The 26,268-nt window shown below is 40.3% G+C and carries 19 protein-coding genes; 10 read left to right on the plus strand and 9 right to left on the minus strand.

Annotated elements, in window-relative coordinates:
- Positions 1-56 precede the first annotated feature (56 nt).
- The 4 genes from OQX62_RS14335 (at position 57) to OQX62_RS14350 (ending at position 6,317) form a co-directional block, all read left to right on the plus strand.
- On the plus strand, positions 57-3,131 hold the full coding sequence (locus tag OQX62_RS14335) for a lantibiotic dehydratase (protein ID WP_265832235.1): 3,075 nt from the start codon (positions 57-59) through the stop codon (positions 3,129-3,131).
- On the plus strand, positions 3,118-4,230 hold the full coding sequence (locus OQX62_RS14340) for a sensor histidine kinase (RefSeq protein WP_265832236.1): 1,113 nt from the start codon (positions 3,118-3,120) through the stop codon (positions 4,228-4,230). Before OQX62_RS14335 ends, OQX62_RS14340 begins: the two co-directional genes overlap by 14 nt.
- Positions 4,231-4,244: 14 nt before the next feature.
- Positions 4,245-4,982: a LytR/AlgR family response regulator transcription factor gene (locus OQX62_RS14345; protein ID WP_265832237.1), complete on the plus strand. Its 738-nt coding sequence runs from the start codon at positions 4,245-4,247 to the stop codon at positions 4,980-4,982.
- 453 nt (positions 4,983-5,435) lie between these two features.
- Positions 5,436-6,317 (plus strand): retropepsin-like aspartic protease, encoded by an 882-nt coding sequence (locus tag OQX62_RS14350; protein ID WP_265832238.1) that lies wholly within the window; start codon positions 5,436-5,438, stop codon positions 6,315-6,317.
- Between the two features lie 35 nt (positions 6,318-6,352).
- Here the strand turns inward: OQX62_RS14350 and OQX62_RS14355 are convergent, their stop codons facing one another.
- Complete coding sequence (locus tag OQX62_RS14355) at positions 6,353-8,152, minus strand: alpha/beta fold hydrolase (protein ID WP_265832239.1); 1,800 nt, start codon at positions 8,150-8,152, stop codon at positions 6,353-6,355.
- Positions 8,153-8,209: 57 nt separating this feature from the next.
- Entirely contained in the window at positions 8,210-8,788 is a 579-nt protein-coding gene (locus tag OQX62_RS14360) for an HD domain-containing protein (RefSeq protein WP_265832240.1), read from the minus strand.
- Between the two features lie 78 nt (positions 8,789-8,866).
- Here OQX62_RS14360 and OQX62_RS14365 point away from each other — a divergent pair, with 78 nt between their 5' ends.
- The 3 genes from OQX62_RS14365 (at position 8,867) to OQX62_RS14375 (ending at position 11,653) form a co-directional block, all read left to right on the plus strand.
- Positions 8,867-9,433 carry a Crp/Fnr family transcriptional regulator gene (locus tag OQX62_RS14365; RefSeq protein ID WP_265832241.1) on the plus strand — a complete coding sequence of 189 codons (567 nt, stop codon included), beginning with the start codon at positions 8,867-8,869 and terminating at the stop codon, positions 9,431-9,433.
- A 101-nt stretch (positions 9,434-9,534) separates the two neighbouring features.
- On the plus strand, positions 9,535-10,452 hold the full coding sequence (locus OQX62_RS14370) for a helix-turn-helix transcriptional regulator (RefSeq protein ID WP_265832242.1): 918 nt from the start codon (positions 9,535-9,537) through the stop codon (positions 10,450-10,452).
- Entirely contained in the window at positions 10,442-11,653 is a 1,212-nt protein-coding gene (locus OQX62_RS14375) for an FAD-dependent monooxygenase (protein ID WP_265832243.1), read from the plus strand. The genes OQX62_RS14370 and OQX62_RS14375 overlap by 11 nt, the downstream gene beginning before the upstream one ends.
- 31 nt (positions 11,654-11,684) lie before the next feature.
- On the opposite strand, the gene OQX62_RS14380 is transcribed toward OQX62_RS14375, so the two are convergent.
- The 4 genes from OQX62_RS14380 to OQX62_RS14395 form a co-directional block, all read right to left on the minus strand.
- Complete coding sequence (locus tag OQX62_RS14380; RefSeq protein WP_265832244.1) at positions 11,685-12,101, minus strand: DUF2251 domain-containing protein; 417 nt, start codon at positions 12,099-12,101, stop codon at positions 11,685-11,687.
- A 44-nt stretch (positions 12,102-12,145) separates the two neighbouring features.
- A complete protein-coding gene (locus OQX62_RS14385) occupies positions 12,146-14,521 on the minus strand; it encodes an ABC transporter permease (protein WP_265832245.1) in 2,376 nt (791 codons plus the stop codon).
- A gap of 248 nt (positions 14,522-14,769) precedes the next feature.
- A complete protein-coding gene (locus tag OQX62_RS14390) occupies positions 14,770-17,658 on the minus strand; it encodes an AsmA-like C-terminal region-containing protein (protein WP_265832246.1) in 2,889 nt (962 codons plus the stop codon).
- Positions 17,659-17,794: 136 nt separating this feature from the next.
- Positions 17,795-18,268: a VOC family protein gene (locus tag OQX62_RS14395; protein WP_265832247.1), complete on the minus strand. Its 474-nt coding sequence runs from the start codon at positions 18,266-18,268 to the stop codon at positions 17,795-17,797.
- A 221-nt stretch (positions 18,269-18,489) separates the two neighbouring features.
- On the opposite strand from OQX62_RS14395, the gene OQX62_RS14400 reads away from it, so the two are divergent.
- Entirely contained in the window at positions 18,490-19,272 is a 783-nt protein-coding gene (locus tag OQX62_RS14400; RefSeq protein WP_265832248.1) for a CPBP family intramembrane glutamic endopeptidase, read from the plus strand.
- A gap of 35 nt (positions 19,273-19,307) precedes the next feature.
- The gene (locus tag OQX62_RS14405; RefSeq protein ID WP_265832249.1) at positions 19,308-20,432 is read left to right on the plus strand and encodes a DEAD/DEAH box helicase; all 1,125 of its coding nucleotides are present in this window, start codon (positions 19,308-19,310) and stop codon (positions 20,430-20,432) included.
- A 274-nt stretch (positions 20,433-20,706) separates the two neighbouring features.
- On the opposite strand, the gene OQX62_RS14410 is transcribed toward OQX62_RS14405, so the two are convergent.
- Positions 20,707-22,251 carry a serine hydrolase domain-containing protein gene (locus OQX62_RS14410; protein ID WP_265832250.1) on the minus strand — a complete coding sequence of 515 codons (1,545 nt, stop codon included), beginning with the start codon at positions 22,249-22,251 and terminating at the stop codon, positions 20,707-20,709.
- Between the two features lie 115 nt (positions 22,252-22,366).
- Positions 22,367-23,173: an AraC family transcriptional regulator gene (locus tag OQX62_RS14415; RefSeq protein WP_265832251.1), complete on the minus strand. Its 807-nt coding sequence runs from the start codon at positions 23,171-23,173 to the stop codon at positions 22,367-22,369.
- Between the two features lie 178 nt (positions 23,174-23,351).
- Here OQX62_RS14415 and OQX62_RS14420 point away from each other — a divergent pair, with 178 nt between their 5' ends.
- Positions 23,352-23,975 (plus strand): hypothetical protein, encoded by a 624-nt coding sequence (locus tag OQX62_RS14420; RefSeq protein ID WP_265832252.1) that lies wholly within the window; start codon positions 23,352-23,354, stop codon positions 23,973-23,975.
- Between the two features lie 64 nt (positions 23,976-24,039).
- Here the strand turns inward: OQX62_RS14420 and OQX62_RS14425 are convergent, their stop codons facing one another.
- Complete coding sequence (locus OQX62_RS14425; RefSeq protein WP_265832253.1) at positions 24,040-26,268, minus strand: GH92 family glycosyl hydrolase; 2,229 nt, start codon at positions 26,266-26,268, stop codon at positions 24,040-24,042.

The following is a 26,268-nucleotide window of genomic DNA, read 5'->3' on the forward strand; positions in this document are numbered from 1 at the left end:
AATTATTATTAGTATTATTGGCCTGAGAGCGTGATTAATGGAATGGGTTTATCAATATGCAGGAAACAATATATCAGGATTTTGGCAAAGTTATTATCAGATCTCCCTTATACTCCTATCAGCGCCTGTTCCGCTCGGAGGGCAAGACGATTAACTTGGATGACCTGGTTTCGGAGCTGCTGGAAGACCCTGTTTTTATTGAAGGTATTTATTGGAGCTCGCCACAACTACATCAGACCGTTTTGGATTTTAAAAACGGGATAGTCAGTCCTTTAAAAAAAACCAGGCTGTTGATGACCCTGAAGAAATATGCCCTCCGTGCGAGCACAAGGTGTACGCCTTATGGCATATATGCAGGATGCAACGTAGCCAGCATTGGTATCAATGACAAATCATCCATTGAAGAAATAAAAGTACGGATTGTCAGGATAGATGTAGGACTGTTACAGCAGATCGTCCGCCATATAGAAGCTGATCATGAAATATGGCCTCACCTGCATTATCATATCAACAACTCCTGGTATCCCCTTCCAAATCAATACCGCTTTTTAGAATCGGCAATTGAAGGTAAAAAACGCCAGTATCAGGTAAGTTCTATTGAGCGGACAGAGGTGCTGGAGGAAATTATCGAACTATCCAAAACAGGGCTGCTGAATATGGATAATATTTTTGCTTTGATGCCCGGGGAAGTTGAATATGAAGAATCAAAAGCATTTGTAAAAGGGCTTATAGACACGCAATTTTTAACGAGTGAGTTAAGGTTAGGACTGACGATAGCAGATGAGCTGGAAAGACTGCAGCAGATAGTAGAGAGGCTTATGCAGCGGGGTGTTGCTGAAGCAGGAAGATATGTTGATCTTTTTGTGCTTATTTCGGCTATAATTAAGCAGTTTGAGCAGCTGCCTATAGGTGTTTTACCACTGGAAGAGATCAATGCTCTGGAAAATATTTTGGGCGAAATGGGCATTGAGCCGATGCAGGGCCACCTTTTTCATGCGGATTTAAAGCAAGCCCTCATTCCTGATCGTTATTTGCCAAACACAGATTTGAAAGAGCTGAATAAAGCTATCCGTATTTTGAGTAAACTGGCTACAACTCATCCTGCACAGGATACTCAAATTGTACGTTTTAAATCACTTTTTAAAGAAAAATATGCCGGCAGGGAAATTCCACTGGCGGAAGCATTGGACGCTGAATTTGGCATCGGATTCCCCCCGGGTGATGGCATTGGCAATAGTATACATAATTCATTAATAGAGCAATTGGATGTGCTGTCTAAGACCTCCGGAAAAGCAGCTGCCGGGAAATGCCATCCCTGGTTACAACATAAAACTGCGCAGTTAAGTGCAGAAATTTTTGAGAAAGGGCTGTTCATAAACGACAAGGATCTGGAAGAATTTACTGACAAATCCACTCAGCTCGCCAATCATTTTGCAGTAATGGGAACTGTAATCCCTACGGGATATACTTTGCTGCAAAGCGTTGGCGGATCGCATGCCAATGTATTGCTGGGCAGGTTTGGGTACATGAGCGACGAAATGCGAAACCTATGTGAAGAGATTGCAGACCTGGAAGCAGAAAGAAACAAAGAGGTCATTTTTGCCGAAATCATACACATCCCTGAAGGAAGGGTTGGTAATATTGCGCGAAGGCCTGTACTTTCAAAGTATGAGATCCCCTATCTCGCATCCAGTACCCTGGATGCACAGAATCAGTTAGCCCTCGAAGATCTTTTGGTATCTGTACAGCAGGATGAAATTATCCTCAGGTCAAAAAAACAGGATAAAAGGGTTATTCCAAGATTATCCAATGCACATAATTATCACAATAGTACAGTCTCTGTTTATAAATTTTTGGCATCGATTCAGCATCAGGGAATGCAGGGCTTTGAAATTAACTGGGGTACAGATATTCATACCAAATACTTTTTACCCCGTTTGAGCTATAAAAAGTTTATTTTACATCCTGCTTGCTGGTTTTTACGTGAAACGCAGATCAATCAAATCATCCAGGCTGAAAATCCCTTAACGGTAATCCGCTCATTTTTAAAAAACTGGCATATCCCACGATTTGTCTCTTTTACAGAGGGAGATAATGAACTGTTTATCGATACATTAAACGACAGTTACCTGTCACTTTTATTGAACGAAATAAAAGCCTGTAAACTGGTCAAACTTGTTGAATGGTTACATGGAGGGGCAATTGAGAATGAGACAAAAGGTGCAACGACTATACAGCAATTCATTTTACCTTTGTACAAAAAGAATCCCGGGCACATACGACCGGCAAAAAAACTTATTGAGAAACAAAATGTCAAACGGACCTTTGAACCTGGTAGTGAATGGCTGTATTTTAAAATATATTGCGGTGCTTATGTAGCAGATGATATCCTTTTAAAGGTGATCAGTCCGGTGATCAGTTTACTCTTAAAAGAAGGAATTATCAGTAAGGCCTTTTTCATACGGTACACTGACCCGCATCATCATCTCCGCCTGCGTTTGCTGTTGCTGGATGGTGCAAATGAGCTGCAGTATGCACATGCGGTTAAACATGTTTATCAGCTGCTTCATCCCTGTGTTGCTGATGAAACGGTATGGAGAGTGCAGATGGATACTTATGAAAGAGAAATAGAGCGCTACGGTGAAGATGAAATATTAAATAGTGAGGAACTCTTTTTTCATGACAGCTCTTTATTTCTTACTTGTTTAGAAGATGAAACCTTTGTGGAAGATCAGCAAATTAGATTTTTAGCCGCACTTAAGAATATAGATGCCTGGTTATCTGTGTTTGACTTAACCCTGGCGGAGAAGGCTGACTTTTGTGAAAAGATGTCGGACGCTTTTGCAGAAGAGTTTCATACCAGAGTAAAACTGCAGCTGGACGTACAGTACCGAAGCTGGAAGCCACTGATTATTCCCTTTTTAACAGGACATCAATTTGACATTCCATTCGAAAAGAGAGCGGATGCATTAAAAAAAATAAAGTTAAAAATTGACAACTTATCCAGTTATATTCATATGAGCATCAACAGATGGTTCGCCAGCGAGCAAAGGCTGATGGAGTATATGGCTTATCACTTTTGCAGAAAATATTATAATCAATTAGCCTATCACACCAATGCTGGGAAATAACAAGTTTTCAATTTATCATAGTCAGTCGGCCAGGATATCATTACATATACTTTACTGGATAGTCTTCTATTTATTTATTTTATTTGTGAGCCGGCTCTCCTTCAACCTGTCTTTGCTGGATCCCATCAATGTTTTGTTTTCTTGCGGGGAGTTGCTGATCATTGTTTTGATACATTATTTCCTCATCTACTTTACTTTTCCTTATGTTCGAAAGCGGAAATGGCTCATTGTCTTCACAAATCTGGTATTGGTATATCTGATTTCAGTGACCGGTGCAGCTGTCATTTTTAAAGTATTAAAAGAATCATACCCTGAAAGCGCCATCATTTCCAGCTATCATGAGCGCTATGGCATACACCATTTTACTAAACTGTTTTCTTTTAATTCAGCGCTCTGGGTATTGATCAATATCATCTGGTATACCATTCCGGGAATGTTTATTAAAATTATCAAAGATACCTATGAAAACCTGCAGGAGAAATTAGCCATTATTGAAGAAAAAAATGCCATTGAACTGAATTTCCTGCGTGCGCAGATACAGCCACATTTTTTATTCAATTCATTAAATAATATATACGGCTTGGTTATCGATAATGATATCGCCTGCAAAGCGGTACTACAATTGTCAGACCTGCTCCGCTTTTCTATCCACGACGGTAAAAAAGATAATATTACGCTTAAGGAAGAGATTGTTTTCTTAACCAATTACATACACCTGGAGAAAATCCGTCATAAGGAAGAGCGGGTACAGATCAATTACGATTTTGAAAAAATTGAGTCTAAAGAACTGCCTATCAAACCTTTGATTTTGGTTAACTTTATTGAAAATGCTTTTAAACATGGGGTTAATGCAAGTATTAAAAGGATGTGGGTAGATATTGAAATGCGGGAAGAAAATGGTTTGCTGACTTTCAGAATAGCAAACAATAAGGCCAAAATTAATATCGCCAGTGCGGCACCCGAAACTAAAGGCAATGGAATAGGCTTATCAAATGTCCGACGCAGATTAGAATTGGAATACCACGAGTATTATAGTTTAGACGTAAAAGAAACAGAAGATATATTTGAAGTGGTATTAGTCATAAAACTCCATCAGTAAATAATCAAACGATCATGAGAATAATAATCATAGATGATGAGCCGATAGCGCAGCAAATACTGGAAAATTTCTCCGGGAGAATTCCCTATCTGGAAATTGTAGCCATATGCGACAATGCCATACAGGCAATACAAGCGATACAGGACCTGCAGCCAAATCTCATATTTTTAGATATCCAGATGCCGGAAATGTCGGGCCTGGAGCTGCTGCGTATTGTACAAAAACAAAATATAATGGTAATCCTTACGACTGCTTTTCACGAGCATGCTTTGGAAAGTTATGAATTTGATGTGGTTGACTATTTGCTTAAACCTATCTCTTTTGAGCGGTTTCTAAAAGCAGTAGTAAAGGCTGATCACCTTTATAAATTACAAAACTTACCACATGACCGCTTTCCTGTTACAAAAATGCAGGATGGAGAGAAGAGAACTTATGTATGGGCTAACGAAGGAAGAAAAAAAGTACAGATATGTATTGAAGATATTATTATGGTAAATGCGTTAAAAGACTATATGGAATTGATACTTCCTGATAATGGCAAAGTGATATTGAACATCACGATGGCAAAACTGGAAAATTACCTGTCTCCACCCCTCTTCTTACGTGTCAACCGCTCTTGCATTATCCGGAAAAATGTGATTAAAAATATTCAGGATATGCATATAGAGACTACCCTTCCTATGGCTAAAAGAATTTCTATCGGACCGACTTACTGGGAGGAAATGCAAAAGTACCTGACCGAACTAATGTAACTTATCACCAGGCCATCACCTGAATGACGGATACTAACCATTATTTGTTGACTTAACTGCAGGATTCATCGAACAAAACCTATTATTCGTCGAAATAATTTTCAATTGTTTTATTAAAAGCAAAACTTAGATAAAAGAAAACAATAGCTAACCTAAACTTAAGAGTATGCAATCAGTAAAATTACAAATCAAAAAACGAGTAGTGTACAAACACAAAAATCCTACGCTCACCAACACAAAAAACAGACGTGATGAAACAGCTTCAGAAAATTCACTTCCAACTCTCTTGCCGACCGGATTAATTTTATGATAGTTCGTCCGTTAAAACAAAAAAAGTGTAAATAACCTGTTCAGCTAATTTTGAACAGGTTATTAAACAAAGCTGGCAATGATAATGCTTTTTATATCCGTTTGTAAAATATGATGATTAGCTCCATAAAATCCCTGTTTAAGATGTATCCCAGTGTGTCCTATTTGTCGAGATCTCTTTTTCTTTGCCTGGTCATCACGAGCTCAGGCCATGCACAGTCTTTCGTACCATTTGAGCTGACAGATCAGGGACATATCATGCTTAAAGCGAAAGTAAACGGGGTTGAAGGCAACTTTATATTTGATACGGGTGCCGGCTTAACACTAATCACTAAAACCTTCTCAGAAAAGATAAACAAACTGCATAAACAGGATGGTAGTTTTACTGCCTTTCGGGCGACTGGTGAGCAATTGACAGCCGACCTATATGATGCCCAAACCTTAGCTTTGGGAGACTTTGTTGAGCAGAATCCGGTAGTAACTATTTTCGATATCAACCTCGGTCCTATTGATGGACTGATCTCGCTCATGAGTTTTAAGGATCAGCCATTTACCATTGATTATACCGACAAAAAGGTAATTTTTGAAACAAAAAAAAGTATGCTTTCTATTGGAAAATCAGGACATCACATTCCTTTGCAATTAGCAGAATCGAGAGATAAAGCACTAACCGTATTTACCTATTTTGTTGTAAACGATAAGTTAACATTACAGTTTTCAATTGATAGTGGTGCAGGCAACAATATATATCGAATAAATTCAAAATATACTTCTGCATTGGGTATCGATACGGCAAAGGCCGGCAAAGTAGTGATCCCGAGCGAGTTTAATCCGAACATTAAGAGCATCATTTACCAGGCGAATATAAAATCCATAACAGCAAAAGCTTCATCCGCTGTACAGTGCCGGGATGTAAAAGCCTCCTTTATCGACGGTTTAATTTATGACGGAATACTGTCGCTAAACTGGATTGGAAATAAGATCACATTTGACCTGAAAAAACGGGAAATGATTGTGATCCGGTAATAAGGTGAAACCATGTTACCGGATCAGCTGTCACATTACTTATCTGTTGCCTCAGCACCATTCAAAAAGTCCAGCACAAGCCTGTTAAAAGTTTCCGTTTGTTTTAAAGGGGAATAGTGATCACCGTCAGGTATAATTTCCAGTCTTGAATTTTTCAGGTGCGAGTGAATCAGTTCCGTGTGCTCCTTTTTCACCACGTCAAATTGTCCCGCTACCACTAAGACAGGTATGCTTACAGTGCTCAGCGCTGCTGCCCTGATATGAGGTTCCTTTAATATCAGTTCCGTTAAGCGCAACCGATTCCGGGATTCCGGATCTGCCTGATGCAGCAAACTGTCCCTGCGTTTTTCAAACAGCTGAACCACCTTATCTTCAATTGCATCCGGACCGGGAAATAGATTTGCACCAACCACTATCATTTTCTCCAGCCGCTCAGGATGTCTCAGCGAAAATAACAGTGCCGTATTTCCTCCGTCACTCCATCCCAATAAACTTGCCTTTTTTATAGAAAGTGCATGCATTACATCTTCCAGATCCTTTGCGAACTGTTCATAATTATAAGCTGAGGTCTTTTTGTTGATACTATTTCCCTGACCTCTGGTATCTATAGCAATCACTTTATAATACTGCGACAGAGGACCTATTTGATTCCTGAACGAACCGATACTTTCGTTATTTCCGTGCAAGAGTATCAGGGGGCTGCCTTTACCATAAGTCTCATAATAAATTTCGCCATCTTCTATCTGTATACGCTTACCATTACTGTTCCCATACATCAGCCTGGCTAAGCTTGTATCATGCTGTATTGTTTCGGCCTCACTTTCTCCTGGGGCATTATCAGCAGTACGAGAAGCATTCTTTCTGGACGATGCCTCAATCGCCACGAGTAAATTCGAATTCGAAACTTTTTGCCACTGTGCTTCACCCTTCATTCTGTAAAGACTAGACCGCAATGGTCCGGGAAAAGAAGGGATGAAAAATGCCGTTTTGCTGGTATCTCCCTCCCGGGCTTCCAGATCTAAAATGGCCAGCGCAACAGCAATTTCCTTCCTTCCCTGAATATGTATCTGGTAAGGTTTTAAGTCAATGCTTTCGGGAGCCTGCATCCCCACCTTTGTATTCCCCGCTACTTCGAATATAACATCTTTATGCAGTATGGACTGAACAGGCAAACCATCCCTGACAGCATAGATATTCATTCTGAGCTTAATTTTTTTAAAGTTCTTCCTGTTAATACTAAAATTAAGCTTACGCAGGAAAATATCTTTATCAATTTTCAGCATCACAGCCTGCTCACGACCTTTCTCGTCGCTGGTTTTTGGTATATTTTTATACATTGCCGGAAAAAATATAATACCGGCAGAGGATCGTCCATAGTTTTTCAGCTTTCCCGGCTTTGCGCTGATGCTGACTGATTTGAGCAAATGAGGAGACTCAGCTAGTTTTACCACCTGTCCATTTTTTAGAAAAGTATTCCAGTCCATTCTCAGGCTCCTGTAACCGATAGCTGAGAAAGCAATGGTGTCCGTATGTTTAACCTCGCTTTGCAGATAAGAGAGCGTATAGCGGCCCAGGGAATCAGAAACCGTACCAATTGGCTTATTTACAATACCAATGCTTACGTAGGGTACCGGCAGGGAATTATGCTGATCAACAGTATTGCCCTTTAATGATACGGATTGTGCATAAGAATAACTACCGTTGATCAGTACGGTGATGAGTACAAGTAAATACGCTTTAATCCTAAGAAAAGAGGAGACTGAATGAAGCATCAATTTGTGATTATGAGCACCAATGATATCAATTAGTTCATCATGAAAGAAACTTTTAACCATATTTAACAATGGTCAGATGCAGAAATTCAGCTATTACGCCATAGCCTTAATTGTTGCCTATGCTTTTCTAAACTCCTGAATCAGCTCATCCACATGATCCCACAGGAATGAGGAACCATCTTTTATCTTATCAATTTTTGCATAAACCGTTTCGAAAGGAACGTTATATTCTATCCATGTTCCGCCCCGGTTAGAAATGTTCTGCAGAATAGGCTCCAGCCGGTCAATCGCCTTTGCAAACTTAGCCTCGTTGGTTTCCCCATTTTCAAACTCGATCCAGATGGCCATAAAGTCATTTTTCATATCATCTGGCAGGAGGCCGAAAATACGAGCTGCAGCAATCAATTCTTCATCAGTATTGCTGTGATTCTTCGTGGTATCATACAGAAAGGTATCACCTGCATCAATTTCAACAATGTCATGCAGCAGTACCATTTTCAAAACTTTGAGCATATCGACAGGCGCATTGGCATATTCGGACAATACCATTACCATCATGGCCAGGTGCCAGCTGTGCTCAGCATCGTTTTCATGCCTTTCACTGTTAAATAATTTTGTTTTTCGTTGTATGTACTTTAGCTTATCAATTTCTTTGATAAAGTCCATTTGCATCAGCAGTCTGCTTACTTGTTTCATTATATGGTGATTTTCTGATATTATTGCAAAGAAAGCATTCATATCGGATACCATAAAGGACATTTGTCCTCCCAAAAAATGATAAGAACCAATAAAGAACTATTCAGCTATATTACTCATTTAGTCCGTTCGGGAGCTGAACATAAATTTACTGAACATCATTTTACCCCGTCTCAGAAAATCCTGGTGGAGGGCAAAAAAGTATTTTCAGTATATATTATGAAAAGCGGGATGGTTAAATGCTTCCTGACTACAGATACCGGCAGTAACTTTATCCAGGAGTTTTTTGGCGAAGGAGAGCTTTTTGGTGAGATTGAGTTAATGGATGACTGTTATAGTTATTGCACAATTGAAGCTATCGATGACGTGGTGGTTTATAAAATTCAAAAAGGTGATTTTCTTCAATTGCTTGATGAAGATAAAAAATTCAACCGGCTTTTCATTGAGGCCCTGATCTCGAAATTAAAATACAAGGCTACAAGGCATTCCTACAATCAATCCCATACGATTGAAGATAAACTGACGCGGCTAAAAATGAAATTCCCGGCGCTGGAACAGGTAATTTCAAAACAGGATATTGCAGATTATCTGGGAATTACGCTGAGGGCGCTGAACAGGACCATCAGGAGTATGTCTGAAAACTAAGTTTTTTCTTAATGCCATTTGTCCACCATAAACCGTATTTCATCTGACTGATGAGGCTTAATCCTTCCGTATATTTGATGAACTAAAACACAGCAATTTCCATGAACAGGTCGCACATCCCTTTGGTAGAATTGGCAGCCAGCCCTAAGGGACTGGTGATTGCACCTATGTCTGCCTCATTCAGCTATACCGAAGAAGCAAACACGGTTTCGGATGCGCACAGGCACGACTATCACTCGCTGTTTTACCTGGAAACCGGCAGACTGGATTTCGAAATTGATTCGAAGCCGATTCACATGACCTCAGGAGCGCTACTGATCCTGCATCCTGAGCAGGTACACCAGAGCGTCCACTCGGCAGACATTTCTGGATGGGTGATGTCATTTGACGGGACCTTATTGGATCCCCAGGTTTGCGCTGTCATGGAAAGTGTGACCACACAGATTGCCTTATTAAATCCGGCGAATAACGATTTGAATTTCATCAGGCAGATGCTTGCTTTAATTTTCGAAACAGCAAGCGATAATGATCCGGGAAATTTTAACCTGCAACTGTTGCATTCGCTGACCAATGGGTTATTTTATAAGATAGCGGAGCTGTATCAACTAGTCAGAAGAGGAGTTGGAGCAATGGAAAATTCAAGACCGGTTCAACTTACAGCGAGTTTTAAAAGCCTGGTTAAAGTTCACTTCCTGACCTTAAAAAAGCCTTCGGACTATGCCGCGATGCTTCATTTGTCGGTCAGCTACCTGAATGACACGGTTAAAGCCCTCACCGGATTCCCTGCAACCTACTTTATCCAGCAGCAAATTATTGCTGAAGCCCGGCGTCAGTTGTGTTACACGTCAAAAAGCATAAAGGAAATCGCGTTTTCCCTGGGATACGAAGATCACAAATACTTTATCCGCTTATTTACCAGGCTGGCAGGAAGTTCACCCCTGATGTTCAGGAAGAATAAACAAACATCACCTCATAAAGAAATATCTGCCCATACTGAATTAGCTACACATGAAAAATAAAAAAGTACTTATCACCGGAGCCAGCATTGCCGGTCCGACTTTAGCTTATTGGCTGCATAAGTACGGATTTGAAGTTTCTGTAGCAGAACGTGCTGCAGCATTGCGTTTAGGCGGACAAAATATTGATGTTAAGGGTCCGGCACTGGAAATTGCCCGGAAGATGGGACTGGAAGATCGGATAAGGGATGCTAACACAACGGAGATTGGTATCCGCTTCGTGAATACAGACAATAAACTATTAGCCGAGTTTCCGAAAGACAGCGCGTTAAGCATGACGCAGGACCTGGAAATTCTTCGCGGCGATCTGGTCAATATCTTATACGAACATAGCCGAAAAGATGTGCTATATTTATTCGACGACTATATCACGCAAGTACAGGAGTCACCGCATGATATCAGTGTAACTTTCAATAGCGGGAAAACTGAAACCTATGACCTGGTCATTTCAGCTGAAGGGATCGGTTCCAGCACCCGTAAACTCGTTTTCGGCGAGGAAACAGAATTTAAATTCCTGGGTTTGTATACGGCCTACCTGACCATTGAGAAAGCGGCAACCGACAGTCGATGGGCGCGTTGGTGCAATGCTCGTGGTGGCATTGTTTACATGCTTCGTCCGGATAATTACGGTTCTACAAGGGCTTCGGTCACATTTCTGGCTGATGAAAAAGATTATAAGTCACGCTCAGTAGCAGAACAAAAGCAGGTATTAATTGAACGGATGCGCGGAACCGGCTGGGAGTCGGACAGGTTAATCAACGAGATTACCCGGACGCAAGACCTTTACTTTGATAAGGTGAGCCAGGTGAAGTCGCCCCGATGGAGTAAGGGTAGAATTGCCTTAATTGGTGATGCAGCTTATTGCGCCACCCCAATTGCCGGAAAAGGAACAGACCTGGCCATGTCTGGCGCTTATATCCTTGCCGGTGAACTTTCAATAGCGGAGACTTATCAGGAAGCCTTTGACAGTTATGAGAAAAAGATGCGCCCCTATGTAGAAAAGTCTCAAAAGCTGCCCCCGGGCGTTCCGCGCATCGTTTATCCTACCTCCCGCTTGGGTCTGTTTTTATTGAACAGTTTATTTACTGTAGCAGGCAGTTCGCCTGTGAAATCGATAATCAGTTTATTCGGCAAAGGCAAGAAGAAAGAAGAAGTGGATATTGATTTGCCGGATTACCTGCAAATCAATCGTAACAGATTTTAAAAAAAATAAAGCTGATTGCAAAACAGAAAATCTAGATGTGAATTTCTTCAATCAATGCATCAGTCAGCTTTCGTTCTTTTACTTTAACCCAGGGACTTCCGGTTTCAGGAAAAGCGTTCCTGCAATAACCGGCATGATTTCTAAAGTCAAACATGGCATGATAATAATTATTGACAGAAAGGAATGCCTTTTCGAAGTCTTCCGTCCATAATATTTTGATAAGGCATGGTATATGTTTATCAGTGACGTTGGTGACGTTATAAATATGTAATCCATCTAAAATTTTTGACTCATCATTACTCGTATCGATTGCATAAAAATAGCCAGTTTCACCATCATCTTCGAATGCTACAGCTCTGTTATTTTCTGCAGCGCTCTCCACAAAAGTATCTGCGCCGATAGTATAAGTTTGCGTTTCATAAATTATTAAAGTTGGTTTACTCATCATTTTAATTTAATAACTGATTTAACAAAACCTGCTTACGCTGATGCCTATTCATATTTTAATGCGTCAACAGGATTAGCCTTAACTGCTCTTTGTGCCTGGATACTCACAGTGATAACGGTTAATAAAATTGTGATCACAGCACTGATGACAAAAGGAAAAACAGGTAAGCCTATTCTATAAGCAAAAGTTTCGAGCCATATGTTTGTGAGCACGTAAGCAATTGGCCAGGAAATTATATTGGCCAGGACTACCAACATCAGGAATGAACTGTTGATGAATCTGAGGATCTGAATATTACTTGCTCCCAGTATTTTACGTACAGCAATTTCCTTAGTTCTCCCATTCGTAATGTATTTCGCAAAAGCAAATAATCCGAGTACGGCAATGAAAATAGTCAGCAGGGCCGAAACAAAAAACAGAGATTGCAACTGTTCCTGTTTTTTAAAAAGCTTAGCATAAAGATCATCCAAAAATTCATATCGAAAATCTTCTCCGTCTTGGGAATTAATTTCAGGCCATTGATCCTTCAAGGTAGCCAATGCAGTTGCCATTTTGCTTTCCTCAATTTTTAACATGATCTCGAGTTTTGCATTTCCGCAAGGATTCTTAATCGCATAAATTGTGGGTTGAACAGCACTTTCAAATCCCTGTGCTTTGAAATCTTTAACGACACCAACGATTTTATAATCCATCTCGCAGCCTCTGATCGTTTGTCCTAAAGGATTTTTCATACCGAAATTGGCAACCGCACTTTCATTGATTACCGCCGAGTTTGCAGTATCGGTTTTAAATGCCTGAGAGAAAAAACGACCTTCTTTCAATTTAATATCCAGGGTTTCAAAGTAATCAAAATCCAGGTCCACAAACTCGATACTGGATTTTTTACCATTCACTGTATAACCATTCGTTCCGTTTTTACTACCATCCGGTATACTGGTAGCTACTGTAGCCGCTTTGATTCCGGGTATTTGCAGTATCCTTTCCCTGATGGGTTTGAATACGGCAGGATCATTGAAATAAGAGATATTTTTAATGTACACCACCTGATTTGCGCTGAAGCCCGGATCCTGACTACGCATATATTTTAATTGCGAATTGACTATGAATACACCGATGATAAAGATTACCGCAATGACAAATTGGAATACCAGCAAACCGTTTTGCAACCAATAACTTTGTTTACTTGTAGAAAAGTTTCCCTTTAATACCATAGCCGGATTAAAACCAGACAAAACCAGGGCAGGATAAACGCCTGCAATAATTGTAATGAGGCACAGGATTAAGGGCAGTTGCCAGATTAAATCGTTACCGATGTACCAGATCGATAGATTTACCTCGAGTAAATTATTAAAGCCCGGCAACATCAGTTCTGCTACGATGAGTGCCAGGATGGTAGCGACGAAACACTGGATGAATATTTCCGTAAGGAACTGTGTGATCAACTGAATACGATAGGCACCCATCACTTTTTTAACCCCAACTTCTTTAGCCCGTTTGGCCGCCTGAGCAATACTTAGATTAGTGAAATTGATACAGGCAATTACCAAAATCAGCATTCCCAATAATGAAATGATGATTAATATTTTATATGGCGCATCATTACCAGCCTTAGGCCTGAGATGTTGGTTTGCCAAAGGATCTAAAAAGGTTGAGACTTGTTTTATTTCATCTATTGCCTTTTGGTCGGTCGCCATTCTCAATAACTCTGCCTGGTAAAGACCTGTTATTTTTTGTTCCAGACTGGCTATATCTGTTCCCGGTTTTACCTGAATATAAGTGTAATAATTGTTATAGCCATAATTTTCCCCCACTCCTATTTCGTTGGCAATTGAAACACCATCAAAAGTGATACTCGACTGCGGATTAGTGACAATGGAGCCATTTATCTTGCTCGTTATTCCGGAGTGACTACTTCCGGCGCCAACGATTTCCGGTTTATCATCTTTTTTATCCGGAAATAATGTGCTGATATTTTCTTTACTTAAATAATTGAGACGTTCTTTTTGGCCGGCGGGTCTTTCTAAACCTCCGCTGGGTTTCAGGTCAAGAATCCTGGCGGCACTGTAATCAACCTGGATAAAGTTTCTCGTGAAGACCGTTTTATTTCCATTTCTCAGCACAAGTTCAAAAGAACCACCTTTGGTGATGCCGGCAAGTTCAACCTCGGGAAAGTTCTCTTTAATTGCCCTGGCCAATGGCGGAGAGGTATAATTTGTTTTAAACTCCGGATAGATTCTACCAACAATATAGATATTCTTATAATTCGGATTTGACTTGTCAAATCCAGTTTCATAGCTGAAGTACAATATAATCAAAATAAAAGCAGCTAAGGCAATAGCTAAACCACCCACATTAATTGCTGTAATATTCCTGTTTCTCCAAAGATTTCGCAATGCGATTTTTAGGTTTAATCTGTACATAAGATATAATTTCTCTTTGTTTTCCTATCCGGTATACCGTACCGTCTGACACCTATGTACCAAGCTTATGCCAAAAGAAAAATAAGACTATATACCACTGAATATTAAACAGTTAACTGATTTTATTATTTTAAAATGTTCAATATCGGACAATGGTTGTGCGGGAACGGACAGGCGTAATACTGCTCATCCTGATCAACACGCTATTGCTAAAAAACCTATAAGTATCAGAACGGGTAGCTGCAGACTTAATTCTTAACGTCTTTAGCTACCTGTTTTTCAGCACTTTCAGCTTTCTTCTCCTGGGCTTTTTTCACTTTCCGTTGTTCTGCTCCCGATTTCTTTTGATCGCGTTTTTCTTCCCGGATCACCTTGTTGATTTTCCTGTTGTAAAGTGCAGTTACTATTCCCTGACCAGTTCTGCTGAAAAACTTAATTTTCGGCTTGTCGCTCGTTCCTGTCACCGCAACAGGAACACTGATCCAGCCCGCAGGTGGCAATCCAACCTTTACGAGGATATCCAGTAATCCATTGAAACTGGTAGTTCCGCTAATGGAAGGTCTGAGCACAGAGACTTTAAATTTAAATTCATCTATGTGGATCAGGTTATTTTTAATCTGAGTTACAATGTTAACCCCTTTCATATCAGGATTATTGAAGGCATCAGCCCCTACATTATCGCCAATAACAGACAGCATCTTTAGATTTTTCACTGCTACATCGCGCAGGTTCACTACACCGCCTCCCTCCAGAGAAGGATAGATAGGCGCCATATTCTGATCAAAATCTCCTTTCAATTTATAATCCAGCGACACAATTCCACTAACATCCTTTGCTGAAGTAGCTAATTCACGCACCATGTCGATTTCTTTGTATGCCTTTTGCACATTAAAGTCCATTACCTTAAATGCAACGTCAAAGTTGGCGGTTAAGGGCGACTCGTCCTGGTAACGGGCATCAATGTTCATCCTGCTTCCAATAATGTCGAAAGAGGTGTTTTTCAAAAATACCTGGCCATTCTGTACGGTTGCCATCCCCTGAAGCTGATGAATATCCAATCCTTTAAAGCCAACTTTTTTTGCATTAACTTTTAAGGATACGTCCAGATTTTTTGGAACAATCACTACACCGCTACTTTTAGGATTCTCCGCTTTCGCGTATTCAATGGCCAGGGATTGTGCATCATTATCACCGCTTTGCAGTGCCATAAACTCATCAACCAGGATATAGTCGGACCGCAGGCCAAAGTTTCCGTGGAGTGTTCCTTTACGCGCTATAAAATAATTGATCGTGTTCAGCAGATAACCATCCAGCGAGAAGTCAGATTTCCCGTAAGTGGCATAAAACTTCCTGAACCACATTTTTTCGTTTTCAAACTCAAAACTTCCCTCTTTCAAATAAAATGGCTTTGGCAGATATGCTGTATTTGCCTTTATGTTTTTCAGGATCAACGTGCCTTTATTATCAAGTTTGCTGTACTGACCTGAGGTGGCATAACTTTGCCGGCCGTTAAGCGAAAGGTCTGCCGTTACCAATCCGCTCACATCTAATCCTTTTCTTGCAAATACCTGGTAAATTTTCCCAATATTTAATACCCCTTTTGCACGCACTTTATAAAGCAGATCTTCAAAATTTTGTAAATCTGCATCAACAAACACGGGGTTTCCCTCAAAATCAAATTTGAAAGGAGAAAGTTTTACGCCAAGACTGCTGAAAGTTCCGTCGGTATTATTGATATTAGCCGTCAGGTTGATATTTTTTATCGGGTTTGGGTAGGCTGTTGTTTTTAGCCAGCCATCCTTCAGGTTCAGATAGCCCTTAGTTTTTGGAAAAAGTTTTTTATCCATGCTGAAGATACCGTTCGCGTTAACATCGGCATTCATCAGCCCTTTGAGGTCAAGATCTTTTAAGCCTAATGCTTCATCTAGCGTTTGCAGGTTAAGAGCACCTTTCATTACAGCATTCACACCCATCTCGCTCAATCCTTTGGTTTTAACAACTGCCCGGAAAGCGCTTTTTGGTCCGAGGTCAAAATTCAGTGTTTTCAGATCCACTCCTAATTTTTCAGGATCCAAAGAAGGGAAATCTATCCCCAGATCGACATTGAGGTGATCCATTGGTACCGGAGCTTTTTCGCTTGAAATCCTACCGTCCTTAACCAGTAAACGCGCTGTGAAATTTGGCTTTACTTTCCTTGGTTCACTAAACTGTCCTTTCAGGCTAATAAAGAGATCACTGTTCCCTTTAAGTTTAGTGTCCTTAGCCCAGTCCAGATATTGCGGTGGCAACACAGAAATCATATCACGAATAGTAGTTTTTTCTGAGGCAGCTTTGATATCGAGGTTATATCCATCTTTGAGGATGGTCACAAAACCGGTAAACTTTAATGGCAGATCATTGATCCTCAATTCATTTTTCTTGAGGACAAAAGTTAGTGCGTTCGTATTGATCCTTGTAATCAGGTCGGCACGCAGTGATTTCTGTCTGGCATAATAAACCCGGTTGAGACTAAAATCCAGTTGATCAATATTAAGGTCAGTTTTAAGGTCAAAAATATCTTCACTTAATCCGCCTGTACCTGTATAATTAAGTCCTTTCGCATCTACTAATATATTAGCCGAGTGATCTTTATATCTGATATTACAGTTCCTGAATTTGATAAGATCTACCTTTATTGAGGTCTCCTTTGCCGTGGTATCTTTTGGACCTGCAGACGGACTGGAAACATATACATTATAATTGGCTTCTCCTTTACTGTTGACATAAACATTTGCAAAAGCATCACTTACGTAAATTTCATTAATCTTTACTTCACCATCAAAAATAAGATTTTTAAGATTGATTCCGGCTGCCACTTCTTTGGCAGACAGTAAGGTATCCTGCTGAAAAGGCCTGGAACCTTTAAGTAATAATTCATCCACAGAAACGGTAAGGGAGGGAAAATGCCGGAAAAAAGTAAGATGCACCTTTTTGTATTCCAGTTTTCCCGCAAGCTTCTTATTCGCGAATATTTTTACCTGTTCTGATATTGTTCCCGGAAACAATAACGGAATAATAAACATCAGAAATAATATAAACGCTATAAAAATCCCGAACCATTTTAACGTTTTCAAAGCTAATTCTTTGATCTTTTCCATAGATTGATAATGATTTCGATTTATCTCAGGTAATGCATAGCATATGCACGAACCCGAGCTATCTAAAATCAAGCCAGCTTCTTTACGATGATCCTGATGCCAGGAAATCCTTAACTAAGGGTCAGCATTGAGCGGATTACTCTTTAGGTTCCCATAATTGGATTTTATTTCCTTCGGGATCTAAGATATGTACGAATTTCCCGTAGTCGTACGTTTCGATTGTGTCTACGATCGTTACATTCTCCTTTTTCAATTCTTCAACCAGCGCTTCCAGGTTCTCTACGCGATAATTTATCATAAAATCTTTGACAGAAGGCTCAAAATACTTTGTATCTTCTGCAAAAGGATTCCACTGCGTAAGCCCCTTTTTAGTACTGTCATCCGCCTCGCGCCATTCAAAACTTGTTCCGTATGGGCTGGTATCAAACCCTAAATGAGTTTTGTACCATTCATTGATTGCTTTTGGGTCCTTACATTTGAAGAAAACACCCCCTATTCCCGTTACTTTTTTCATTTTTTTATTTGTTTTTTCAGGTATTATTGTTTTAAAAGCAAAGCCTAACAAAAACGAAACAACTACAAGTGCAAAGGTCAGTGATATTCTTTTCATGCTCCATTAATATTAATTGTTATCAGATTAAGCCATCGGTTTCTTACTATCAATAAGAAAAGCAATTGAATGTCAAAAATTATGTTTCTTTTGTTATTTTAAAGGTAATAAAATGATGCATAAATATTTAGTCAAATTTTTACCCGGCTGCAACCATTAATTCTTTATTCACGTCTTGTTTCTGGTATCCATAGGAGATCATTTATTTAAACAGCAAACTCGTGACGACATCAAAGCCCACCACTGCAAGACAAATCGGGATAGCTGTAATAGTTATCCTGACACTGATTACTGCTTTAGAGATCAGGGACATCTTTAAATTGATCGGGATAAAGGTGCCCGGGTTGCCTATGCCTTATGGCGGGGCGATTCTCGACAATCTCCTGGCAGTAGTTACTGTGATAGCTATATCTATGGTCCTGATGCGAAGAAAGTCTGGCGGACTAAATTCATCATTGGGTCTTGGAACGAATGGCTTTAAAGGCCCTGCGCTGGCATTGATGGCAACTATCCCCTGTTGGGCAGTTTTTGCCATTAGAGGGAAGTTAGCAGAAGATATTGATATTGTTAGCCTGCTGATGACGGCCATTATATTTCCTCTAGCCGAGGAGATTGTTTTCCGTGGCTTTGGATTTATTTTCACCCGAAAAAAACTTCACTGGGCATTCCTCCCGGCAGCATTGCTACAGTCTGTTGTATTTGGTTGGATACACTGGGTGGGTGCCGGAGGAGGTGGACAAGTAGCGTTGGAGGTATTTCTGATTACTTTTTTTGGCGCGGTATTATTTGCTGTTCTGAATGCTTTAGATGCTTATACGTTATGGAGCGGATTTGTCTTTCATGCCTCCCTGAATGCTACGTGGATTTTTTTTACGGTATCAGATACGGCTGCAACGGATTGGACAGGTAACATCGTCAGACTTGTAAGCGCTGTTCTGGCTATACTGCTGCTTCGTATGTTTGTATACAAACGTGCTTACGTTGGCACAAATCCTCCCAAATAATGGGTAACTTGCCGCTTTAAATAAACAATTTATCTATGCCATTTAGTTCCCTTGGTTTATCACCTGCGCTTTTAAGCACATTGGTAGAACAAAATTATACAAAGCCTACTCCTATTCAGGAAACTTCAATACCGGCAATCCTAAGCAAAAAAGACGTTCTGGGTATAGCTAAGACAGGATCAGGAAAAACTGCTGCTTATGTTTTGCCTATTCTAATGAATTTACAGCAGTCTGTTTTAGTGAAAAATCGCCAGGCGAATGTATTGGTTTTAGTACCGACACGTGAACTCGCAGAACAGGTGAAAGATATATTTAAAATATTCAGCAAAGCACTTCCTCAACCTGTTAAAACCCTGGCTGTGTATGGAGGGGTGTCCATCAACCCGCAAATGATGGCATTACAGGGCGTAAATGTACTGGTAGCTACGCCCGGACGATTGCTGGAATTACTCGATGCCAATTCGGTACAGCTTTCGGCTATTGAGACACTGGTATTAGATGAAGCAGACAAGATGCTTAATTTAGGATTCAAGGAAGAAATGAATAAAATACTTGCGTTTTTACCAGAAAAACGCCAGAATATACTATTCTCTGCCACGCTGAGCACTGACCTTGAAAATATCAACCAAATATTGCTTCATTACCCTGTGGTGATTAAAATAGCAGATGATGAATTATCATTAGACCTGATTAACCAGGTGGCTTATATTGTCTCTCCAGAAAAGAAGGGTCCGTTTTTACGTCACCTGATCAGTCAGCAAAAAATGAAACAAGTGCTGGTATTTGCTTCTTCCGTTCAACAGGTAGATGCTATTGTAAATAAGCTGTGTAAAAACAAGATAGATGCAAAATCTATTCATAGTAAAAAAAGTCACGGGAACAGAACTGATACCTTAACACTATTTAAAGCAGGAAAATTGCGGGTTTTAGTGGCCACAGATTTAATGGGAAGAGGAATTGATATTAATTTTCTTCCTTTTGTCATCAATTACGAATTACCAAGATCACCAAAAGATTATGTACACCGGATTGGAAGAACTGGTCGCGCAGACGCCCCCGGAGAAGCCATTTCCCTCGTTAGCCCCGATGAACTCCATCACTTTGAAGTGATCCAGAAAAAAATGGGTAAAAAGGTTGAAATAAGGGAAACAGAATTATAACACAATTGCAATTGCGAACCTGAGCCATTTTCTCATAGGTGGCCTTGCATTGACGAAAGCAGTAGTAAATAACCATCAATTACCTGTGATATTTACCATAGTAGCTGTTTTGTTTATGGTAATGGCCGGTGTTTTTGGAATTATAAATTTACGCCATCCCGGGAAATGAGGACTCATCCAGCTGGCGTAAATAGTTTAAATGTTCTCAATGAGGCTTTTTTTACCACGATATATCCTATTATCATTGCCCTGACATCTTGATTCACCGGAAACGTTATAACATTGCTGGTAAAAGGTATTTTTCTACAATTTCATCGGCCTGGATATGTGCGAATGCTTTACCATAGGCGGAAGCGGTAATAACGATCACGATTGGCAGATCTTTAAACATATAAATCTTGTTCCCCCCATTTCCACTACTGTAGTATACCTGGTAGGATTTACCTGCGACTACAAATGCCTTGTTCCAAAACAGAAGTCCATAATAACCGGGTCTATCGCCTGGAAGAACCTGTAAAGGTGAGAGACTTTTCTTTACCCAGGATTTTTCAAGCAGTCGTTCACCATTATATTTGCCTTCATTTAAATATAGCTGTCCATATTTTGCAAAATCCAGTGCGCGCAACCTGAGCCCACCACCACCAAAAGGTCTGCCCTGCGGTGTTCGTGCCCACTCGAATTTGTTTATGCCCAGTGGTGTAAATAGCTTTTGATTAGCAAATAACTCTGCGCCACCTGGTATATTTCTATCCAGAATATCCATCACCAGATTTGTACCTGCAGTAAAATACGACCAGCTTTCACCATTTTTTCTTCCGGGAACCATTGGAAGATCAAGTGTAAATTTTGTATAATCGGCAGTCGGATACATGTTCTCTTCATTTCCAGGAGACGTTTCCACGTCATCATTCCCTTCAAATGCAGCGCTCATGGTCAATAAATCTACAATTTTTACACTATCCTTTTTTGAGCTGTAATTGTCATAATTTTGGAGCTTATAAAATTCTTTTAAAAGCTGGTTTTCTGAATGAATAAAACCGTCTTTAATAGCCATGCCCGTGAGTGTTGCGGTTATCGATTTGCTAACCGATCTTGGATCATGCAAGGTTTCTCTATTTTCTCCGTTGTAATACTGTTCCAGCAGCAATTTCCCTTTTTTCAATACCACTATACCGTTGATCATACGATATGTCTGGTCGGCGATTTTTGTATTTAGCGCAACAATCAGGTCCCTGTTCAGCCTGGCTTTGGAAAGTTTGAAACCACTTCCTGCAATTATAGGCTGAGGACCCATTTTCAACGGGTCAATTATTTTGGGAATTCTTGTCATCTTAATTTGTGCCCGTGCCAGCACCTGACTATATTTTGTTCCATTTTGTTCAACATAGCTGCTTATCTTAATTTCCAGTAACTTCGACTGTGCGTTTAAAAGTATGAAACCTGCTTTTGCCATAAAGCGGTCCCAAAGGTTAATGCTCCATAAACCAGACCTGCCGGAGCTGATCAGTACAATATCCAGAGGACGGTTTGTTGTCTTATCAGGGGTTAGGATGGCTCCCGGCCCTAATTTCTCAGCGTATACTTTATTGCCATCTATATAAAAGTCGAAGTTATAGTTGCCGCTAGCCAGCAGCTCTTCTGTTTTTATTGCCGGAGCGAGCTTGGCAAGTTCAGTTTGAAGAGAAACTTCTGGTGACAATAGGAGATATAAATCTTTGTCTGAACCCACATTGTAGGAAGAAATGACCCGCGAAGTCTGCACACTATCCCTGGCAGGCCTGAAATCAAAAAAAGCTAATTTCTGCGCATAGGACTGCATTGCGAGAAGCGTTAATATAAGAATAAGAACTGTGGCATAAGATTTCCGTATCATAATTTTTTATTCAAAAATAAGGCAGCGCAATGGTACAATATAGAATGAGATTAACATCGGACTAGAATTGAATGAGCCGTCTGAAAAATAATGGAGTATTTCCGCTAAGAGTCTTGAAACACCTGATCATATGACTCTGATCAGCAAACCCGCAGCAATGGGCAACTGTACTCAGGGAATTTCCTTTGACAGCTAACATAGAAAATGCTCTTTCTACTTTTAACAGGCGGATATATTCGGCGATGGTGCAACCAAAGTATTTTGTGAACGATCTTGATAAGTGAACCGGATGGACACCTGCTACTATGGCGATTTCTTTAAGGTTTGGGGGACAGAAATAATTGTCCTGAAGGAGGTCATCAACTCTATCTACCCATGATGGTCTGAATGCTGATTCCCTGGAACCGGAAAAAAATGGATTTGTTGCTTCTATAACCAGATTTTGAACACCAAGTGTTGTCAGATCATCGGCAATCTTACTTTCTCTTAATAGCTGATAAAATAAGATTTTCGTTTTGGGGCAAAGCAGTTCAAAGCTTCCCTCCTTTACGTCCGCATGAGGGAACATTTCACTAATCCAGCGTTGCTGAAGCTCGAGGTGCATACCACGGGTTTCTCCACGTGGTTTGATATTATAATGCGATTCCTGAGCATTATGGAATAAAAGACTTCCCGCTGAGAGATTTACCTTGCCTTTTTTATTGCCCTCGATTACTTTCCCTGATAAGATGAAGGTGAAATAGACATTCTCATGGTAGTGCCAGTCCACATAATCATGGGTGTAAGCCGTATCAGTAAGAATCAGGCCGCCTGTTTCAAGTTTATGACTTGTTAAGCCGAAGAACTCTCCTGAACTCAGTTTTTCCATAATTTTATTTAGAATCTCAGATAGGGAAATTGTTACAAGACAGCAACGTTATCAGCATTTGGTATAAAGTTCAGCTTGTAAAGTTGTATGATTACAATACTGCAAGAATAATTTTCATAACCTGTAGCATTATTCACATTGTTGACGTTTCAGCTGCAACACCCTAACTCTCAAACCTATGAAATACATTTATCTGTTCATCGCTGTCATCTTTCTTTTTGCTTGTTCAAAAGATGAAACCTTTGGTCCGTACAACCTGAAAAACGGACAGGAAGTAGAATTGTCTGTGGATCATCGCTATGGCGCTATTAATGATCCCCTGATCATCTTACCTCAGAATAAACCTGCTGATCTATCTTTGAGCGGATTTTCTGAAAGAAAACCCGGTTATATCTACAAGGTCAAAGCGAAAGTACATGTTGATAAAAATCCACCTCAGGATGGTTCCGACAAATGGTTTGAATTCATAAAAATTATCAAAGAAGAAAAATATTCAGGAAGCGAGCCTTTTGAAATCCAACTGATCAAATCATACGTACCAGGTGGCCCGGTCATTAGCCTGGGAAAGACCACCGACCGTTATACCTATATAGCCGATAAGATCATTCTGACCTATGCCAATCAGACAGTAAACGATCAATTGGAAGAAATATATCAGCATAGCCTCGACATTCGTCAAAGTTGGGGAACTGCCACACCTATAAATATTCCCAAATGGAAAGGTATTAAAGCAACGGTGATACATGATCCTTCTAATTTCGGACAAGCTTATCTGGTACAGCATATTGAGTTTACGCTTTAGCTGATACCCTTCATACCTGAAAAAATAAATAGGGGGTTTCCAATAAACTGTAGAATATCGGTTTCTATTTGGTAATCACTTCTACTGTTCCTCCATTTTTAAACAAGTCGTGCGATACAAAATATCCCTTATTCAATTTCCCATCTACCTTTATTGCCGTAATTCCCCTTCCTTTTCCTGGTTTTTTAATCCATAAAGTTTTACCGGAACTGGTTGTCCATTTCACTTCGTCGAACAGTGGTGCCGTAACCAGGTACTCAGGATCAGTTGCAGAGAATGTATACAAACCTAAAGCGCTCAACACATACCATGCAGACATTTCACCAGCATCATCCATGCCTGAAAGCGCGAGGCCTTTCTCACCAATTCCATATAAATTGTTCAGGATATTGTCCAGTACCTTTTGTGTTTTTTCTGGCTTGCCTATAAAAGTATACGCAAATGGTGCCTCATGATCCGGCTGGTTACCGTGACAATACTGTCCGATAAAAGTTTCTACATTTCTGGCAATATGTTTAGGGTTCCATGGCAGGGTAAACAAGGAATCAAGCTTAGATTCAAAACCTGCAGCGCCGCCATACAACTGAATGAGTCCTTTCATATCATGTGGTGCAAAGAAAGATACCTGCCATGCATTAGCTTCCCTGTACATGTATTCATAATAAGGATGCTGGGGATCAAAAGGTTTAATCCAATCACCATTTGCCAATCTGCCCCTCATAAACCTGGTGGAAGGATCAAACATATTTTTATAATTTTCAGAACGTGCCATCAGGATCCTGTAGTTGGTACTGTCGCCTAATTTTTTAGCCATCTGTGCGAGCGAATAATCATCGTATGCATACTCCAGCGTTTTGGAAACTCCTGCTTTTGCTTTGGTTTCAACCCCCGGGTTGGGGACATCAGGATCTGAAATATATCCCTTTTCAATATATTCAGCAAGGTATGGTCGCGCTCCAGGTGATACATTAGCATTTCGCAGCAGGATAGCATAAGTGCCTTTTACATCAAAATCATCTATTCCTCTCAGGTAAGCTCCGGCGATAGAAGATGCGCCATGGTCACCGTGGAAGAAAGTAGGTATAAAACCTGTCTTATCTCCCACATCCTTCATGGATTTGATCACATCAAGGGCAACCCGGGGAGATATCAATCCCAGCAAAACATCTTTATTGCGATAAGTATCCCAAAGTGAAGGCTCTGTATAATAATTGAAATCAGTTGATTGAACCCGGTTGTTTTTAGCGTCAGTATATTCACCGTTTACATCACTGCGCAATGCCGGCCAGAGTAATGAACGGTACAGACAAGAGTACAGCATCTGCTTCTGTTTTTCTGTACCCCCTTTTAACTGGATTTTAGAAAGTACCTGTTCCCAGGTCTGCGAAGCCTCCTGATGTATCTGATCAAACGTTTTAGCTCCTATTTCCTTTTCAAGATTTTCTTTTGCATTTTCAGTACTCACATAGGAAATACCTATCTTAACCTCAACTGGTCCTATATGTGTATTTGACAGCTTAACACGTGCAAAACCTCCGGCTTTATCTGCATCTGTTTTTTCGACTGAGGTGATATCAGTGTTTAATATCGCATAGAAATAGACATGTTCACCCGGACGCTGACTTCCCTTCAATACATTTTTACCGACCTGCTCTATCTCCCAGCTGGTAATATGATTGTTGGCCCTGCCGAGATCGAATATAATTTGTCTGCCGCTTTGATCAGCAAAATCATATCTGTGAAATCCGCTTCTCAAGGTAGAGGTAAGGCTCACTTTTACTTTATAAGTATCGAGATATACCTGGTAAAATCCGGGTGCGGAATTTTCTTTATCATGAGAAAATTTAGACCCAAATTCTTTAGGATTCCGGCTTTTGCCTTCTATAGTATTACGGGAGGCTTGAATTGCAGCTTTCGCATCAGCGATCCCTGCTTCCCATACAGGCATAAGGGGAATATTGCAAAGATTCCAGTGTCCTTTATTGGTATGGGTAAAGCCATAAATCATATCGTCTTCATATTCATAGCCTGCACCGGAGCCATACTCTGTCATAGGGCTCAACTGTACCATCGCATTGGGCATTGAACTGCCTGGAAATGTTAATCCGGCCCATGAGCGCCAGTCTTTCGGCAATTCGTAGCCCAGAATTTTCGGATCAGTAAGCGGATAGCTGCCTATAAAAGTATTCACATATCTCCCATAGCTTTTTGGTTGCTGCGCTTTTACAACAGATCCGGATACAGCAGCCAGCGCGAATACAGTAAGCAGCGATTTTTTGATAATGTTTGTCAT

Origin of the sequence: Pedobacter sp. MR2016-24 (assembly GCF_026239655.1) — a bacterium.
In the GTDB taxonomy this organism is placed as follows: Bacteria; Bacteroidota; Bacteroidia; order Sphingobacteriales; family Sphingobacteriaceae; genus Pedobacter.

Coding starts and splice junctions, on each gene's coding strand:
- OQX62_RS14335 (WP_265832235.1), top strand. CDS start 57: ATGCAGGAAACAATATATCAGGATTTTGGCAAAGTTATTATCAGATCT.
- OQX62_RS14340 (WP_265832236.1), top strand. CDS start 3,118: ATGCTGGGAAATAACAAGTTTTCAATTTATCATAGTCAGTCGGCCAGG.
- OQX62_RS14345 (WP_265832237.1), top strand. CDS start 4,245: ATGAGAATAATAATCATAGATGATGAGCCGATAGCGCAGCAAATACTG.
- OQX62_RS14350 (WP_265832238.1), top strand. CDS start 5,436: ATGTATCCCAGTGTGTCCTATTTGTCGAGATCTCTTTTTCTTTGCCTG.
- OQX62_RS14355 (WP_265832239.1), bottom strand. CDS start 8,152: ATGGTTAAAAGTTTCTTTCATGATGAACTAATTGATATCATTGGTGCT.
- OQX62_RS14360 (WP_265832240.1), bottom strand. CDS start 8,788: ATGAAACAAGTAAGCAGACTGCTGATGCAAATGGACTTTATCAAAGAA.
- OQX62_RS14365 (WP_265832241.1), top strand. CDS start 8,867: ATGATAAGAACCAATAAAGAACTATTCAGCTATATTACTCATTTAGTC.
- OQX62_RS14370 (WP_265832242.1), top strand. CDS start 9,535: ATGAACAGGTCGCACATCCCTTTGGTAGAATTGGCAGCCAGCCCTAAG.
- OQX62_RS14375 (WP_265832243.1), top strand. CDS start 10,442: ATGAAAAATAAAAAAGTACTTATCACCGGAGCCAGCATTGCCGGTCCG.
- OQX62_RS14380 (WP_265832244.1), bottom strand. CDS start 12,101: ATGATGAGTAAACCAACTTTAATAATTTATGAAACGCAAACTTATACT.
- OQX62_RS14385 (WP_265832245.1), bottom strand. CDS start 14,521: ATGTACAGATTAAACCTAAAAATCGCATTGCGAAATCTTTGGAGAAAC.
- OQX62_RS14390 (WP_265832246.1), bottom strand. CDS start 17,658: ATGGAAAAGATCAAAGAATTAGCTTTGAAAACGTTAAAATGGTTCGGG.
- OQX62_RS14395 (WP_265832247.1), bottom strand. CDS start 18,268: ATGAAAAGAATATCACTGACCTTTGCACTTGTAGTTGTTTCGTTTTTG.
- OQX62_RS14405 (WP_265832249.1), top strand. CDS start 19,308: ATGCCATTTAGTTCCCTTGGTTTATCACCTGCGCTTTTAAGCACATTG.
- OQX62_RS14410 (WP_265832250.1), bottom strand. CDS start 22,251: ATGCAGTCCTATGCGCAGAAATTAGCTTTTTTTGATTTCAGGCCTGCC.
- OQX62_RS14415 (WP_265832251.1), bottom strand. CDS start 23,173: ATGGAAAAACTGAGTTCAGGAGAGTTCTTCGGCTTAACAAGTCATAAA.
- OQX62_RS14420 (WP_265832252.1), top strand. CDS start 23,352: ATGAAATACATTTATCTGTTCATCGCTGTCATCTTTCTTTTTGCTTGT.
- OQX62_RS14425 (WP_265832253.1), bottom strand. CDS start 26,268: ATGACAAACATTATCAAAAAATCGCTGCTTACTGTATTCGCGCTGGCT.